Annotated in this window: 16 protein-coding genes and 1 pseudogene; 13 read left to right on the plus strand and 4 right to left on the minus strand. The window is 26.8% G+C overall.

The window, feature by feature from the left end; all coding sequences use genetic code 4:
- The 4 genes from lpdA (at position 1) to AACL22_RS10900 (ending at position 6883) form a co-directional block, all read left to right on the plus strand.
- Positions 1–1383: a dihydrolipoyl dehydrogenase gene (gene lpdA / locus AACL22_RS10885; RefSeq protein WP_338992113.1), complete on the plus strand. Its 1383-nt coding sequence runs from the start codon at positions 1–3 to the stop codon at positions 1381–1383.
- Positions 1384–1528: 145 nt separating this feature from the next.
- Positions 1529–3571, plus strand: coding sequence for a hypothetical protein (locus AACL22_RS10890; RefSeq protein WP_338992116.1), 2043 nt, complete (start codon positions 1529–1531; stop codon positions 3569–3571).
- Between the two features lie 71 nt (positions 3572–3642).
- Entirely contained in the window at positions 3643–5850 is a 2208-nt protein-coding gene (locus tag AACL22_RS10895) for a hypothetical protein (protein WP_338992118.1), read from the plus strand.
- 565 nt (positions 5851–6415) lie between these two features.
- Positions 6416–6883: a hypothetical protein gene (locus tag AACL22_RS10900; RefSeq protein WP_338992119.1), complete on the plus strand. Its 468-nt coding sequence runs from the start codon at positions 6416–6418 to the stop codon at positions 6881–6883.
- Between the two features lie 348 nt (positions 6884–7231).
- Here the strand turns inward: AACL22_RS10900 and AACL22_RS13925 are convergent.
- Positions 7232–7535, minus strand: a pseudogene (locus AACL22_RS13925) (transposase); the annotation flags it as partial.
- Positions 7536–8375: 840 nt separating this feature from the next.
- On the opposite strand from AACL22_RS13925, the gene AACL22_RS10905 reads away from it, so the two are divergent.
- The 9 genes from AACL22_RS10905 (at position 8376) to AACL22_RS10945 (ending at position 14100) form a co-directional block, all read left to right on the plus strand.
- Positions 8376–8660, plus strand: a complete 285-nt coding sequence (locus AACL22_RS10905) for a hypothetical protein (RefSeq protein ID WP_338989094.1) — start codon at positions 8376–8378, stop codon at positions 8658–8660.
- A complete protein-coding gene (locus tag AACL22_RS10910; RefSeq protein WP_338992120.1) occupies positions 8615–9106 on the plus strand; it encodes a hypothetical protein in 492 nt (163 codons plus the stop codon). The genes AACL22_RS10905 and AACL22_RS10910 overlap by 46 nt, the downstream gene beginning before the upstream one ends.
- Positions 9107–9319: 213 nt before the next feature.
- Positions 9320–9478 carry a hypothetical protein gene (locus tag AACL22_RS10915; RefSeq protein WP_338992121.1) on the plus strand — a complete coding sequence of 53 codons (159 nt, stop codon included), beginning with the start codon at positions 9320–9322 and terminating at the stop codon, positions 9476–9478.
- An 11-nt stretch (positions 9479–9489) separates the two neighbouring features.
- The gene (locus AACL22_RS10920; RefSeq protein ID WP_338989091.1) at positions 9490–9948 is read left to right on the plus strand and encodes a hypothetical protein; all 459 of its coding nucleotides are present in this window, start codon (positions 9490–9492) and stop codon (positions 9946–9948) included.
- Between the two features lie 18 nt (positions 9949–9966).
- Complete coding sequence (locus AACL22_RS10925; protein WP_338992122.1) at positions 9967–10179, plus strand: hypothetical protein; 213 nt, start codon at positions 9967–9969, stop codon at positions 10177–10179.
- 50 nt (positions 10180–10229) lie between these two features.
- Complete coding sequence (locus AACL22_RS10930; RefSeq protein WP_338988774.1) at positions 10230–10493, plus strand: hypothetical protein; 264 nt, start codon at positions 10230–10232, stop codon at positions 10491–10493.
- Between the two features lie 140 nt (positions 10494–10633).
- The gene (locus tag AACL22_RS10935) at positions 10634–11347 is read left to right on the plus strand and encodes an IS3 family transposase (RefSeq protein ID WP_338992935.1); all 714 of its coding nucleotides are present in this window, start codon (positions 10634–10636) and stop codon (positions 11345–11347) included.
- A gap of 29 nt (positions 11348–11376) precedes the next feature.
- Positions 11377–12453, plus strand: coding sequence for a hypothetical protein (locus AACL22_RS10940; protein ID WP_338992123.1), 1077 nt, complete (start codon positions 11377–11379; stop codon positions 12451–12453).
- Between the two features lie 327 nt (positions 12454–12780).
- A complete protein-coding gene (locus tag AACL22_RS10945) occupies positions 12781–14100 on the plus strand; it encodes a hypothetical protein (protein WP_338992124.1) in 1320 nt (439 codons plus the stop codon).
- A gap of 90 nt (positions 14101–14190) precedes the next feature.
- Here the strand turns inward: AACL22_RS10945 and AACL22_RS10950 are convergent, their stop codons facing one another.
- From AACL22_RS10950 to AACL22_RS10960, 3 genes are read right to left on the minus strand one after another with little or no spacing between them, the layout of a single operon-like run.
- Complete coding sequence (locus tag AACL22_RS10950) at positions 14191–15252, minus strand: hypothetical protein (RefSeq protein ID WP_338992126.1); 1062 nt, start codon at positions 15250–15252, stop codon at positions 14191–14193.
- Positions 15242–16168, minus strand: coding sequence for an IS3 family transposase (locus AACL22_RS10955; RefSeq protein ID WP_338992965.1), 927 nt, complete (start codon positions 16166–16168; stop codon positions 15242–15244). Before AACL22_RS10955 ends, AACL22_RS10950 begins: the two co-directional genes overlap by 11 nt.
- Entirely contained in the window at positions 16135–16431 is a 297-nt protein-coding gene (locus AACL22_RS10960; protein WP_338992129.1) for a hypothetical protein, read from the minus strand. Before AACL22_RS10960 ends, AACL22_RS10955 begins: the two co-directional genes overlap by 34 nt.
- Positions 16432–16521 lie beyond the last annotated feature (90 nt).

Consider the following 16521-nt stretch of genomic DNA (forward strand, 5'->3'; position numbering starts at 1 on the left):
ATGGAAAACAAATATGATGTAATTATTGTTGGAGCAGGTCCAGGTGGCTATGTTACAGCGATTAAAGCAGCACAAGAAGGTTTAAAGACACTAATTATTGAAAAAGAATATTATGGTGGTGTTTGTTTAAATGTTGGTTGTATTCCAACAAAAGCGTTATTAAAAAGTAGTAAAGTATATGATATGATGAAACATGCTGACAATTATGGGATTGATGTCGCAAAAGCAGCAGTAGCGCCAAATTGAATAAAAATGCAAGAACGAAAAGCAAAAGTAGTAACGCAATTAACAAAAGGGGTTGAATTTTTATTGAAAAAAAATAAAGTTGACCTAGTTAAAGGCGAAGCAAAAGCAATTGACAAAAATACTGTTGAAGTTGCTGGTAAACGTTATTTATGTACTAATTTAATTATTGCAACTGGAAGTGTTTCACGTGGATTACCATTACCAGGGTTTGAGCAAGCTGAAAAAGCTGGTTATGTTATATCATCAACAGAAGCTTTAGCATTACCAGTAATTCCAAAAAAATTAATTATTATTGGTGGTGGTGTAATTGGCATTGAATTTGCTTGCTTATATCATCGTTTAGGAACCGAAGTAACAATTTTGCAAGGTTTAGACACTATTTTAGAGTTATTGGATAAAGATATTCGTGAAGAATTAACAAAATTGTTGATTAAAAATAAGGTAAAAATTGAGACTTCAATGAAAATTAAAGCAATTAAAGATAAATCAGTAATTTATGATAATAGTGATGGTAAAGAAGTAAAACTAACATCAGATTATTGTTTAGTTTCAGTTGGTCGAACACCAGTAACAACTGGTTTTGAAAACATTGGGTTAAAAATCGGAGAAAGAAAAAACATTGAAGTTGATGAGCAATATAAAACAAACTTGCCAGGTGTTTATGCAATTGGAGATGTTGTGGGACGTGCGATGCTGGCTCATGTTGCTTCAGCACAAGGAATTTTAGTAATTGATAGTATTAAAGGAAAAAATGTAAAAATGAATTATAATCGAATTCCTTCGTGTATTTACTCATTCCCAGAGGTAGCAACAATTGGAATTACTGAAGAACAAGCAATTAAAGCTAAAATTGCTTATAAAGCATTTAAATTTCCGTTATCAGCAAATGGTAAAGCAATAGCTGATGGTGAAACTGATGGTTTTGTTAAAATCTTATGTGACCCAAAATATGGCGAAATTTTAGGAGCGCATATTGTTGCTGCAACAGCAACAGATATGATTTCTGGAATTACTGCTTGTATGGAAACAGAAGGAACAATTCATGAATTGGCAAAAACAGTTCACCCACATCCAACCCTATCAGAAATTATTATGGAAGTTGCTCATGGTTTAGAAGGCCATGCAATTCATATTTAAAGTTACAGAAGTAACTTTTTTTATTTAAAAAGAACAATTAAAAAGCTTAATTTTGTTCAAAAAGGTTGCTTTGCATTTAATATTAATTTTGTTATAATAAATCCATTCAATAGGTCTATTATTAAGCTTACTAAAGGAGATTTCAATGGCAAGAAAACCAGGTAGTTGACAAAAACTTAATAACTTAACAAAGAATGTTACTGTAGCATCACGTAAAAAAGGGTGACTTGCCGCAATTTGTGCTGTGTTATATCTTGGTGCTTTAATTCCCTCTGCTTATTTTGGTGTGTCATTTTTAGCAAATATTTTAAATTATGGTGAAATTGAAACTGATGGACCCTTGCCTGATGTTAATGATGGGGATTATTTTGAAGTTAACTTTGCAAAAACAAAACTACGCGATAATACAACAACAACTTCGGTTTTTGAAACTTATGAAATTCCTTTTGACCCTAATACTGGGCAAGTTGCACAAACTCGCGCTCGTGCGAGATCATTACGATTAGAATATGCTTATAATTTAATTTTTGAAAAAGCACCTAGTTTATACATTACAAACAATATCTTTTTTAAGAATAAATACAAAGATCCTAAGCAAATTCAAATTTTAGATATTTATACTGATTCATGAGGGACACAACAGTTATGTCTTGCTGATGTGCAACAAAACCAATTTAATTTGATGAAAAATTTATTATTTTTAAAAATCAAATACGAAGACGTAATCCAAAAAAATCTGGTTTGAATGCCAACCCTATTTGTTGGAAATGAAGGATTTTTATCAAACTTTTTAAGTTTTAAATTAGGAGAAACAAGAAACAAAGATGATTTAAAACCAACAATTTGAGAAAAACAAACAAATGTTCTAGGTAAACAAGCTAATAATATTATGATTAATGGTATTAATGATAGTTTGGCATTAGCAGATCAAGTTTATGCTGCCTATAAAGAACGTTTTGCTGCTTTTTATGCAGAAAATAAAGGAAATGATAAAGAATTTATTGGTGATTATAATCCATATAGTAATTTTGTTATTTCAAGTGTTAATCAAAATGATCAACTGTTTCCAGGAACTGCTATTGATAGTACGCATTACATGCTTGATATTAATCGGGTAATTCAGTCAGCATATAAAAAGGGTGATTCAGAGCAAAGTTTTGCAAAAACAGATACTCAAATTAATGGTAAATATATTCCACAATTATTAATTTTTTTAATTAATATTTTAGAAACATCACAAAATCGTGGTTTAGTCTTACCAAAAGAACTTGTACCAACCGAATGACAATTTTGATATCAACATCTTCAACCAAAACGTTTAAATGTTAACCAACCAGAGCAATTTTACTTTATGTTTTTACCGCAAGGTGAAACAATTCAAAATGTGATTGCAAATCGATTGGGAGAGCAAATTAAAGATGTTTTAAATGGAAAATATTCATTAGCAACAGCAATTAGAGAATTACAAGAAGATGTTTTGAGTAACCCTAATAGTTCAAAATATAAATGAGTTTATGATTGAAATATTTTACCATTTCAATCATATGGAATAATTGAAAAAGCAGATTATACTGTTGTTAAAAGAACGATTCAAGAAAATGGTGATTTAACAATTAGTTTTAATAATAATCAAGTGGCAAAAACAAACTATGTAATAATTGATCAACCATCATTACATTCAATTACTAATTTAGTTAATCCTGGTGATCATGATGCCTATTTAATTAGTGATAAACAAAAACGAAATACTTTATTTGCAAAATATTGAAGTGCTAATTTATATGGAGTACAAAAACCATTAAATTACATTGATATTGATGTTCGAAATATTCCACATGATGTAACTTCATTTAAAACAATGTTACAAAAACAAATTGTTAATCGTACATGGGAATTTATACAAAATATTAGTCAAATGGTAGGAAACAATTTAAACATTAGTGATAATGTATCACAAATAGATTATGCTAATGGAATTGCAAAAGATATTATCACATTTACACCTTTAAATAATTATCATAATAGTGCTGCTACTTTTAATGATTGATTTTATGCATTGCAAATTAGCAGTGAAGAAAGATATAGTAATTTAACTGTTCTTGATATTAAATTAGAATTAAAAGCAAAAGAAAATGTTCCAGACTATCTTCAAGCAATTACTTTCCGTTTTAACATTAATTATATTTAAAATTTATGTATAAAATATGAAAATGTGTATAATAATAGTAAATATTAATGTTTGAAAAGGAAGGGATTTACATGCGTAAAATTTTAACACTCCTAACAACATTTCTGGCTACAAGTGCTCCGATAGCTAGTGTTATATCGTGCGGAATGCCTTCTCCATCAAAAATTGCTGGAAGAGAGAATATTTCAACAGAATTCACTTTAACTAATAATGTTATTGTTACTGATAATAATATGACTGTAGAAGAATCAATTTTTAATCAAGCAAAAATTGAAGGGAGGCTCTCTCAAGATTTGTTTTTAGATTTTTTTGAAATTACTGATTCGGAAAATATGGTAAAACCGGTTACTGCTAATACACCACAAACTGGATATGTTGTTTTAACAATTCGCCACGATGAAGATATTCCATATATTGGTTCAATTACCGTTCGTTTTACTTTAGTTAAAAAGTTGTCAATGGATATTAGTCAAATTATTAACTTAGAAAATATATGAGATGTCACAAAATATGAAAATGTTGAGGAATTATATAATGAGATTTGAGAAAAGGCCGTTGATAGTTTTAAACCAGAAACGCCAATTGATGCAGAAACTTATGATATCTCAGGTTTTCAATTGCCAGGCGATTATAACAAAGCATTGCCTGTAACAATGTTTGCTGAATATAATGGCAAAGCAAATACGCCAACAAGTCTTTTTAGTGGGACAATTACAATTAAATTAAGCATTATTAGTTATCGTGATATGGTTAATTTGAAATTACAGCAGAATAACTTAGAACCAGCAAAGTTATATGACTTAGTGTGAAAAGAAGTTAAACAACAGTTTAACGATGATTCGCAAGTTTCAAGTGATTATAATGCCTATCAAATTGATTGAAATACTGTAACAGAACCAAATATTGGTGGTAATACAGAGTTGAATTTTTTAGCAACACCAATTGATGAAAGCATTCATCATTATATGCGAGTTGTTGGATTCATTGTTAAAGATCAAATTGAATTACCACCAACAATAGAATTATCAATTCCAATTGTTGTAACTCAACAAGAACGACCAAATGTTGATAAAGATTGAATTTGAAAATTAATAATGCGTGAAGCAAACATCAATGGTGGCCCAGCATTAACTAATTTTGACACCACAAGTTGACAATCAATATTTAATAAGAATTGACCTAATATTGGGCGAAGAGAAAAAGTTACTTTGCAGGCACTTAATCTTAACACTGACCCAATGTTTAAAGGCAATATTGCAATCACATTAACATTAATTAATCAAAGAATTGATCCTGGGTTATTAGCATTAGAGCCAATTTTATTGGCTGAAGATGATAAACACACAACAAACTCAGTTTTAGATTTAGTATGAGATAAATTGATTAATAATAAGGCATGGAATCCGCATTTATCACGTGATTTAGTGAATTTTGAACCTCAAGACCTAGACAGACTAAGTAATGCTTTAAAAGAAACTAAAAAAAGTGGAAAATGAGAAACTTATGTAATGAATATTTTTGGAAAACAAGAAGTTGCTGGTCGTGATTTTAAAGTTACTGTTCACGGTCAAATTAAAATGGTTAATAAGCCAATTGAAGAAACCCCCGTAGTTGATTTATCCTATAAAACTTATCAATTTGTGCCAAGAAAACAAAGTAGTTCGGACAACCAAGTGCCATATTTAGCTTATCAAATTTGAGGCGATATTATTAAAAATTCAATATTTATTGATGAAGATAAACCAACTTTTGGGCTTTCTAAAATTCAAACGGATTGAAACTACTTTGAGTCAATTTGTCAACAACTAGATGAAGTGATTAATAAATATGATGTAAGTAGTAGTGATAATAAAATTCCTTTAGAGTTGCAGTTTTCATCTAAAAATAATGCTATTTTTACAGGTCAAGTTACTCTTAAATTAAATTTAACCCCAACTGTCCCAATTAAGTTTAATCTTGATTTAACAAGTTCAATGTTACCAATCTTTATTCGTAGTTTACCAAGAACATTAGCAGATAAAAAAGAATTAGTAAAAAATATGGTTAATGCAATCCTATATGATGGAATCATAAAAAATCCAAGTTTAAAAGAACAACAGCCAAATATTTTATGAGAATTATTATCTTATGATACAGAATCAGAAGAATTCATTGCACAATTTAATTTCCCAACAGAAAATAGTCCACAACAAGAATTGATTATTAAGGTTAAAACATCAACTGGCCAATTCGCTAATGGTACATTTATGTTAAAAATAAACTTAATTTATCAGCCTTAAAACTCTTCAAAAAAGAAGAGTTTTTTCTTTTATTAGATAGAATAAAAGTTAGATAGTTCCTAATATTAGAAAACCAGCTGTCTATGCACTAATTTTATATGCATAAAATAAATTTGGTAAATCAAAAATTAGTGAATCTGTAGGTTTAGATATACTATCTGAAAGTGACAAAACTAAAAATTTTTCAAAGTCAGTTTCAAACCTAAATAGATTTAGATAGAATATTCAAGATTTTTTATCTAAATTTTAGACCAAATGATTATTTTTTTATGTTAATTTTTAAGAAAAATTTAACAGATATTAAAACTACAAAAAGGTAGTTTTATCATATTTTTTAATGTTGAAATAGATATGATAAACTACCTAATTATGATACAATTTTACATATAAAAATAATTATATTAATTATTAGTTTATTAAAATAATAACAACTAAATAGAAAAAAAGTTATTAAATATTTAAAATTAATATAGATAGTTAATATTATACAAATAATCAATCTTGGTAATAATTTGAAAATTAATTTATTTTTTAAAATTTGTGAATTATGGAAGGAAGATATTTAGTGAAAAAAATAAGTATTTTAGTTGAAATAATATTATTTGTATATATTTTAATAACAATAATGCTAATGAAAAATATAGAAAGATTCCAAATCGGAAATAGAATAAAGATTGAAGAAAAAAATAATGACAGTATTGAAGAACCATCGGTCTTAGAATCAAAATCACCAAAAATAACTCCATCTAAGACAGCAACAGCCCCAAAGGTAATACATTCGTTAAAAGGAGGAACAGCAGTTGGAAGTCCATCAAATAGAAAAACATCAGTTGGAAATCCAACGCATAGAAGAACATCAAGCAGAATACCATCAGGAAGAAGAACAAATCCAAGAGAATTTCCACCAATAAAACCAATTGAAGAATCAGGAGGGTCTGGACCATCAGGTCCGCCATCAAGTAGTAGTGCTTCGAATTCTTCGAATTCTTTAAGAAAAGAAAAGACAGTATCATCAACAAGTTTAGAGGAGTAAGTTCAAACATCAAGAGAAGTAGATGAAAATCTAAAGGTACCAAAAAATAACAGTGAAACATTAAATTTACAAGTAGAAGATGAAAATAAAGCGGATAAATTAAAAGCACTTGAAATTGTAGAGGAACAATACGAAGAAGTTTTAAAAAATAAGACAGAATTAGAATCAAAATTTTTAGAATTTGTAAATTGTACTATGAAGTGTAGCACTTTATTTGATTTCATTATAACATCAATAAAATAAATGTTCAATATAATTTATTTTAAAAAAATTTAGTAGTTTTGTCTTAAATTTATGAATTTTGACACAACGAAAAATAAAATGATTAAAATTTTATAAGTAATTATATTAAAAATTAAACATTTGTATAAAAACTTCTTTTGAAGATAGTCAATGTAAAGATTTTTTTAAGTTTATAGTTTATTATATTGGCAACTTCTTGATAATAATTTCTTGAATAAATACTTAAATCAATTCCTTTGGAAAATCAATGTCTAAAATCACGAATTGCTCTTTCAACTTTGGGTTTTTGTGTTGGAGTTCCAGCGTCACAAAAATATACTTTAGCATTTGTTATTTTTTCAATTTTTTCTCAATCAGCAAATTCTTTGCCTTGATCTGTTATTATTCCTTTGCATCTATCTTTTAAAAATGGCGTCCTGTACGATGAACCGGCAAAAAAACAACTCTTGTGAGATTGTTTTTTTTATTTTTATATTAAAAAACATAAATTTATTTGCATTATTCATCGGATAGTATCTTTAAATTTAGAACTTTTATCATAAAAAAACAGATTAAATTCTGCTTTCCCTACACAAAATAAACAATATTTTTATAAATCCTTTCAATAAAGGTATTATCCGATGAATAATGCGGCACTTAAAATTTAATATTTTGATGCTTAAAGATGAATAACTCATCTATGGCACGAAGCCTTAAAGAAAGTGTGAAAGCGATTGGATTTACTACTCCTATTTATTTCTTTAATTCTTGGCAAGATTAATCACTTGCGAAATGTCAGAGCGCGTGTTTTTTGCTTGTTTTCATAAAAAGAGTGCTGTTAAACCGAAAAAAATAATATCGGACACTAAAAAAACAAGAGAGTTGGAACTCCAAAAGGTTATTTTCTTTATATAAAGTTGTCTAGGGATGGATGAAGCGTAATTAATAACTGGGTAAACTGTTTCTTTGTTTATTTCCGTATGGGGGTAAACTCTATCAAAATATCTTATCCCGCCCCCGCTCACCTTCAAAGTGAAGCGGGGGCGAAGTAATTAAATACTAAAATAAATTATTTACTAAATATCAAAATATTAACCAATAAAGGAATATTATGTTTTTTTACAGAAAGGAAAATATTTGATGAAAAAATGAAATAAAAAAATTAAAAATAAATTACAAGAATTAATGATACGAGCTTATCTAGTAACGGTAAATGATATTAATGATGAAATTTGAGCAACAAATAAAAATAATTAAGGAGTATAGATAAATGACAGAATATAAAAGTTTGTATATTAATAAAACTTGAAATGAAATAACAACGTCATTTGATTGAGTTAATTGTCAGCCTGTTAATTGTCGTATTTCACATCATAAAAAGCATTATGATTTGCAATGTTTAGAATGAGCCAAAATGTACTTAATTTTATTTGAAAACAATTGAGATGTAATTGCTTCTTATATGCAACATTACAAAATTAACGATATTTTAGATTTAGCATCCGATGGATGAAAAATATTACAAATTGACAAAAAAATAAAACAAATAAATTAAAATATATTATTGCAATTGAGCCTGCTGGAATTGGACAAACTGGTATGATTATTTATAATGTTTTGCAAAAGAAAATAATTAATAATATTACTTTTAATTCTAAAAATGAAGAAGAAGCAATAAATAATATGTATTTAATATTAAATGAGTTTAAAAATAAAATTTGTTCTTATTTAAATAAAGTTATTGTAATAATTGAAGATTATCAACTTAATAAAGGTTTAAAAATAAAAAATCCATTAGCTACTCCTAAATTTATTGGTGGTTTAAGAGTTTTATGTAAATATCTATTTAATTTAAATTATGTTTTACAATCGCCAGTTGTTAAGAAAAATTATATTTATAAAGGAAATATTAAAATGACAGAGCACGAACACGATGCTTGAAAACATTTACAATATTTTATAACAGAAGGAGTTGAAAAAAATGGCACAAACAAAAAGTAATTTACTTAAAAAATCAATAACTAATAAATCTAAAATAAAAAAGTTAATAAATTAGAATTAACTGTTAGATTACATGAAAACCCAATTAAAACTAAAATTAAGGCACTGGTTGCTGGTGGTGTTGAAGTTGATGCTTGTTCTGCGAAATGTCAGTGAGAAGGATTAAATTACTCAACATTATCAATTTATAATCCGTCAGTTGTATCTGCTTTTTTGAAATTAAAAAAAGATGATGAGATAAAAATTAAAGGCTTAGTATTTAATCAGTTAAATATAAAAACTAAACGCTATTTTTTATCTTTTCGAGTCGATAGTTTCGAAATTATACAAAAAGCGATTAGAAAAAGAACAAATACAAATATTAAAAAATAGGAGGAAAAACAATGGCATTAAAAAATGTAAAATTTGTTCTTATTGATAAAAATAATGAACCTATTAAAAATGAAGATGGTAGTTTAGATATTAAAACTGCTGAAATTATTTTAGAAAATACTGTTGAAGTTGAAGAATTTAATGCAAGTAATTTAGAAAATAGTAATCAACAAATCAACGAACTACAAACAAAAAATACTGAATTAACTTCACAAATTGAAGAACAAACAATTCAATTAAAACAAATTGAAGTAATTGATTTTATTAATTCTTTAACTGATAATGAAGATTTTAAAAATGTTTTATTAAAATCTTATGATATTACTGATGATATTGAAATCATTAAAGCACAATTGCAGAGTGTTTATGATGAATTAATTAAGGTACAAACAGTTAATACTGGTGGCGTACCAAAATCAGAAAATAAAGAAAACAATATTTTAGATACAGACAATGTATTTAATAAATAAGAAAGAAGGAAGTAAATTATGGCACAAAACCCACAAAGAATATTCGGCGATATTGTTAATCAAGCAACACAAAAAGATTGTGAATCATTTGACCAATGATATTTACAAACTTATCAACAAAAATTTAGCTGAGAGGCATTATTTGCGTGAAAAGAAGCAAATAAGTTTGGTTTAACATATAAAAGAAAGAAAAAAAATATAGAGTGCACTAGAGTGCACCCAAAAAAGTAAGTAAAATAAAAAAAGATTTTGCTAAATTTTTATAGGGGGTGCATTTTTATATGGCAAAAAAAGGACAAAAATATAACAAATATACATCAGAATTTAGAACAAAAATCATTGAGGAAATTAAACAAAAAAGTTGTTGAATAGTAGCAAAACAATATAATATAAATGCAAATACAGTAGAATCTTGATGAGCAAATCATAAAAAAGGAAAATTAAACAATCCTAAAGGACCTAAAATTTCTTTTGCCAAAAGAAATTTAGAATATTATAAAACAAGGTATGAATTATTAAAAAAGCTCCATGACTTTTACAATTAAGCAAACTAAGAATTGTCTCTTTTATTAAACAAAATTTTTGTGAATATTCAATAAAATTATTACTAGAAGTAACAGGGTTAAAACGTAGTTATTGAGATAAATATAAAAATTATGACAGTAGCAAAAAAGATAAAAAAGCAATAAATGATATTGTAAAAGTCTATGAAGAAAATTTAAAACAATTTGGTTATCGAAGAATTACTAAATATTTAAAGGAAGATTATGGTATAAAATATAATTCAAAAAAAGTTTTAAGAATTATGCGTGATAATCAAATACAATCTGAATATGTAAGAAAAATGAGAAGAAAAATGAAATATAAACAGAATAAAGAAAAAAGCTTATTGCAATATCCTGATTTAATTAATCGTAAATTCAATGATATAAAAACAAGGTTTTCAGTACTATATACTGATGTAACATATTTAATTTGAAAAGGAGAAAGATATTATCAATCAACAATTATTGATGGATATACTAAAGAAATAGTTGATGTAAAGTGATCTAAATATAATGACAATAAATTAGTAATGGATAATTTAAATGATGCAATTAATAAAATAAAATTAATAAAAAAAGATCTGAATGGAATAATAATTCACTCAGATCACGGATATCAATATACATCCACTATTTATCACGATAAATGTTTATCTAACGGTATTACAATTTCAATGGGAAAAAATTACCACTGTGCAGATAATATTGTTATAGAAAGTTTTCATTCATTACTTAAGAAAGCTACAATCCATAATAAAATATATAATTCACATGAAGAATATATACAAGATGTTATAAAATGAAATACATGATATTCAAATCGTAAAGAAAAAGATATAATTAAAAAAAAGTAAATACTTTTTATTAGTACTTACTAAAATGGGTGCACTCTAATATTAAATATAATGAAGGTATAGGAAAAGATAAAAAAGTATTTAATACTGATGACAGTCTTTTAAACTATACTGAAGTAAAGTTTGAAGATGGAACAGTTGAATTAGATACAATTTTAACTTTTGCTCGTAAATTAGACTCCGTAGAAAGTGATTTTAATCCCAATCTTTGGGCGGCTGATATTGAGCAAGCAATGGATACTGAAGTTGCTTATAAACGCAATAAAATTTTAGAAATTATTAATAAAGGAACTGTTACAACTATTCAAGGACAAAAATCAGATGATACAAATGCTTTACAAATCCACGATGAAATTATGGATAAAATATATGAAAATGGCTTTACCCCATCAGAAACAGTTGTCTTGGGTTCGGCTGATTTTATTCGTGGAATTCGTAATAAATTACAGTTACAACTTGGCGCAAATGACCAAATAAATAGCGTAATTGAAACAAGTGGAGCAATGAAAACTGTTGAAGGAACAACATATTATATGGTTCCTAAAAAATTACCAATTATTAATAAAGATGGTTCAGAAGGAACAATTGAATTATTACCAAACGGAGTTAATGCAATTGCCTTTAAATTTAGTAAAAAATATGATCCTCTTATTTTACGCAAAAAAGACCATACTCCGCTAAGGGTTGGTGCTGCTGCGTTAGGTACTGGAATGGGTAATACTTTAATTATGGAAAGAGTTTTATATTTAGGTGGAGCAGTAGTTGAACCTAAAGGAATTATTAAACATATTGTTACAAAAATTGATATTAGTAAAATTAATAAATTAGATAAACCAACTATTCATGTTGTAAATCCAACACAAACAACAGCAGAACAGTTAAAACCACAATTTAAAGATGTTGTTTTAAAAGCAGTTAAAGCCGTAAATAGTTCTTTAACTGAAAGTGATTTTGATTACTTTATTGAAGTAAAGGTGAAGATTGACCAATTAATATTACAAATGATAAAACTGTTTCTGTTCAAATTGAAGGTAAAAACAACGCTACTGGTCAAACATCTCCGATTGATGTTAAAATTAAAAATTCTTAATAGTACTAAAAAATAGTACTTTTTCGTTTGATAGATATGCCAATTAGAACATCTAAAACAGCTCTTATTTATGCTGTTAAAAAAATCCAACTAGATTGTCAATCCAACAACAAGAAAAAATTTTGGTTTACAGTTATTAGAATTTTTAGGAATTCAAGTTTTAGCTCTTGGTTTATCAGTTTTAACTGGTGGTATTGCTTCGGCTGTTGGTCTTGGTACGGGATTATCTAATTTTGCCGCAGCATTTATCTCGTTTGGAGTAGAAACAGCAACCGATTTTGCCGTAAATCAAATATATGATAAATTAACATCAGAAGTAACAGCAAAAAGTACCGCCTTAAATTTGTTACCAGCAATTGGCGGTGTTGGTAAATTAACGCGTGCTGCTCGAACAACTAGAATTTTAAAATTAGCAAAAGAAACTAAATTACTTGAAAAATTAGGTGTAATAACTGCTAATAATTTAGAAGATGTTGTAAAACAAGTTACAGGCAAAAAGATTTTATCTGATAAATTAATATTTGATTTTAAAAAGCAGGCTAATAATGAAACTTTATTATATACATTTGGTAAATTGGCCCGAAATGATTTTTATAAAGGTTTTAAAGTTTCTAATTTAGAAACAATTAATAATTTATTAAAAATTGAGAAAAATATTCAAAAAATAAGCCCTACATTAGTTCAAAAAATACCGCGCGTAAATGAAAAAAATGCTAATAAATTGTTATATGAATATGGATTAAATATTGATAAAATAAGCAAAATTAATACTAATGAGTGATATAACATTATGACTAATCTTCATAAAAAAGGTGTTGGTAAAAATCTACTATTAAATGCTAATTTAATGCGGAGCAGTAAAATATATAATAATAAATTATTAAATATTTTTCACCAAACACCAATTAAATTAAATAAAATTTTAAATCATTTAAACCCAAATTTTTATATTCAAAAAGTAACTAAAAAATTATTAGCCCCAATTGAAAAACAAATAATTACAATTAAACAAAAAGTAATTAATAAAATTACTGATAAAACTAAAAAAATATTCTCTAAATTTGAAACTAAAGCTATTAAAAAAAGCCAATTATTACCCTTTGCTTATGGTTCTGATGTTTTTTTAGCAGTAAAAATTGTTCCATTATCAGTTGCGGGCGAAGTTGCTTTAACAATATATTATAAAAATCCTAAATATGTCCCTATTGTCGTTATGACAACTTTAATCAAAGCAGAACAGTTTGTTTTGGCTCCTGAACCGTTTAAATTCTATATGAACAGTGAGTGGTTTATTGGTTGGGGATTTAAAAAAACAAGTTTGTTTAATTTTGTTTCTTTTGCTAATTTTAAAATTCTAGTTGTTCGAGCAGCACGCGTTAATTTACCAACACCGCCAATTGCTGGTAACAAATTTAAGGCGGTACTTTTTGCTGTTACTTCTGATGTTAATTTATCATATATTTGATTTACGGCAAAATCGGTTGCTGTTTCTACTCCAAACGAGATAAATGCTGCGGCAAAATTAGATAATCCCGTACCAAGACCAACAGCCGAAGCAATACCACCAGTTAAAACTGATAAACCAAGAGCTAAAACTTGAATTCCTAAAAATTCTAATAACTGTAAACCAAAATTTTTTCTTGTTGTTGGATTGACAATCTAGTTGGATTTTTTTAACAGCATAAATAAGAGCTGTTTTAGATGTTCTAATTGGCATATCTATCAAACGAAAAAGTACTATTTTTTAGTACTATTAAGAATTTTTAATTTTAACATCAATCGGAGATGTTTGACCAGTAGCGTTGTTTTTACCTTCAATTTGAACAGAAACAGTTTTATCATTTGTAATATTAATTGGTCAATCTTCACCTTTACTTTCAATAAAGTAATCAAAATCACTTTCAGTTAAAGAACTATTTACGGCTTTAACTGCTTTTAAAACAACATCTTTAAATTGTGGTTTTAACTGTTCTGCTGTTGTTTGTGTTGGATTTACAACATGAATAGTTGGTTTATCTAATTTATTAATTTTACTAATATCAATTTTTGTAACAATATGTTTAATAATTCCTTTAGGTTCAACTACTGCTCCACCTAAATATAAAACTCTTTCCATAATTAAAGTATTACCCATTCCAGTACCTAACGCAGCAGCACCAACCCTTAGCGGAGTATGGTCTTTTTTGCGTAAAATAAGAGGATCATATTTTTTACTAAATTTAAAGGCAATTGCATTAACTCCGTTTGGTAATAATTCAATTGTTCCTTCTGAACCATCTTTATTAATAATTGGTAATTTTTTAGGAACCATATAATATGTTGTTCCTTCAACAGTTTTCATTGCTCCACTTGTTTCAATTACGCTATTTATTTGGTCATTTGCGCCAAGTTGTAACTGTAATTTATTACGAATTCCACGAATAAAATCAGCCGAACCCAAGACAACTGTTTCTGATGGGGTAAAGCCATTTTCATATATTTTATCCATAATTTCATCGTGGATTTGTAAAGCATTTGTATCATCTGATTTTTGTCCTTGAATAGTTGTAACAGTTCCTTTATTAATAATTTCTAAAATTTTATTGCGTTTATAAGCAACTTCAGTATCCATTGCTTGCTCAATATCAGCCGCCCAAAGATTGGGATTAAAATCACTTTCTACGGGGTCTAATTTACGAGCAAAAGTTAAAATTGTATCTAATTCAACTGTTCCATCTTTAAACTTTACTTCAGTATAGTTTAAAAGACTGTCATCAGTATTAAATACTTTTTTATCTTTTCCTATACCTTCATTATATTTAATATTAGAGTGCACCCATTTTAGTAAGTACTAATAAAAAGTATTTACTTTTTTTAATTATATCTTTTTCTTTACGATTTGAATATCATGTATTTCATTTTATAACATCTTGTATATATTCTTCATGTGAATTATATATTTTATTATGGATTGTAGCTTTCTTAAGTAATGAATGAAAACTTTCTATAACAATATTATCTGCACAGTGGTAATTTTTTCCCATTGAAATTGTAATACCGTTAGATAAACATTTATCGTGATAAATAGTGGATGTATATTGATATCCGTGATCTGAGTGAATTATTATTCCATTCAGATCTTTTTTTATTAATTTTATTTTATTAATTGCATCATTTAAATTATCCATTACTAATTTATTGTCATTATATTTAGATCACTTTACATCAACTATTTCTTTAGTATATCCATCAATAATTGTTGATTGATAATATCTTTCTCCTTTTCAAATTAAATATGTTACATCAGTATATAGTACTGAAAACCTTGTTTTTATATCATTGAATTTACGATTAATTAAATCAGGATATTGCAATAAGCTTTTTTCTTTATTCTGTTTATATTTCATTTTTCTTCTCATTTTTCTTACATATTCAGATTGTATTTGATTATCACGCATAATTCTTAAAACTTTTTTTGAATTATATTTTATACCATAATCTTCCTTTAAATATTTAGTAATTCTTCGATAACCAAATTGTTTTAAATTTTCTTCATAGACTTTTACAATATCATTTATTGCTTTTTTATCTTTTTTGCTACTGTCATAATTTTTATATTTATCTCAATAACTACGTTTTAACCCTGTTACTTCTAGTAATAATTTTATTGAATATTCACAAAAATTTTGTTTAATAAAAGAGACAATTCTTAGTTTGCTTAATTGTAAAAGTCATGGAGCTTTTTTAATAATTCATACCTTGTTTTATAATATTCTAAATTTCTTTTGGCAAAAGAAATTTTAGGTCCTTTAGGATTGTTTAATTTTCCTTTTTTATGATTTGCTCATCAAGATTCTACTGTATTTGCATTTATATTATATTGTTTTGCTACTATTCAACAACTTTTTTGTTTAATTTTCTCAATGATTTTTGTTCTAAATTCTGATGTATATTTGTTATATTTTTGTCCTTTTTTTTGCCATATAAAAATGCACCCCCTATAAAAATTTAGCAAAATCTTTTTTTATTTTACTTACTTTTTTGGGTGCACTCTATGCTATAATCATTGTAAACAAGGGAGAAATTATTAAATTAGGTGATTATT

Source organism: Spiroplasma endosymbiont of Seladonia tumulorum (assembly GCF_964020235.1).
GTDB lineage: Bacteria > Bacillota_I > Bacilli_A > Mycoplasmatales > Mycoplasmataceae > Spiroplasma.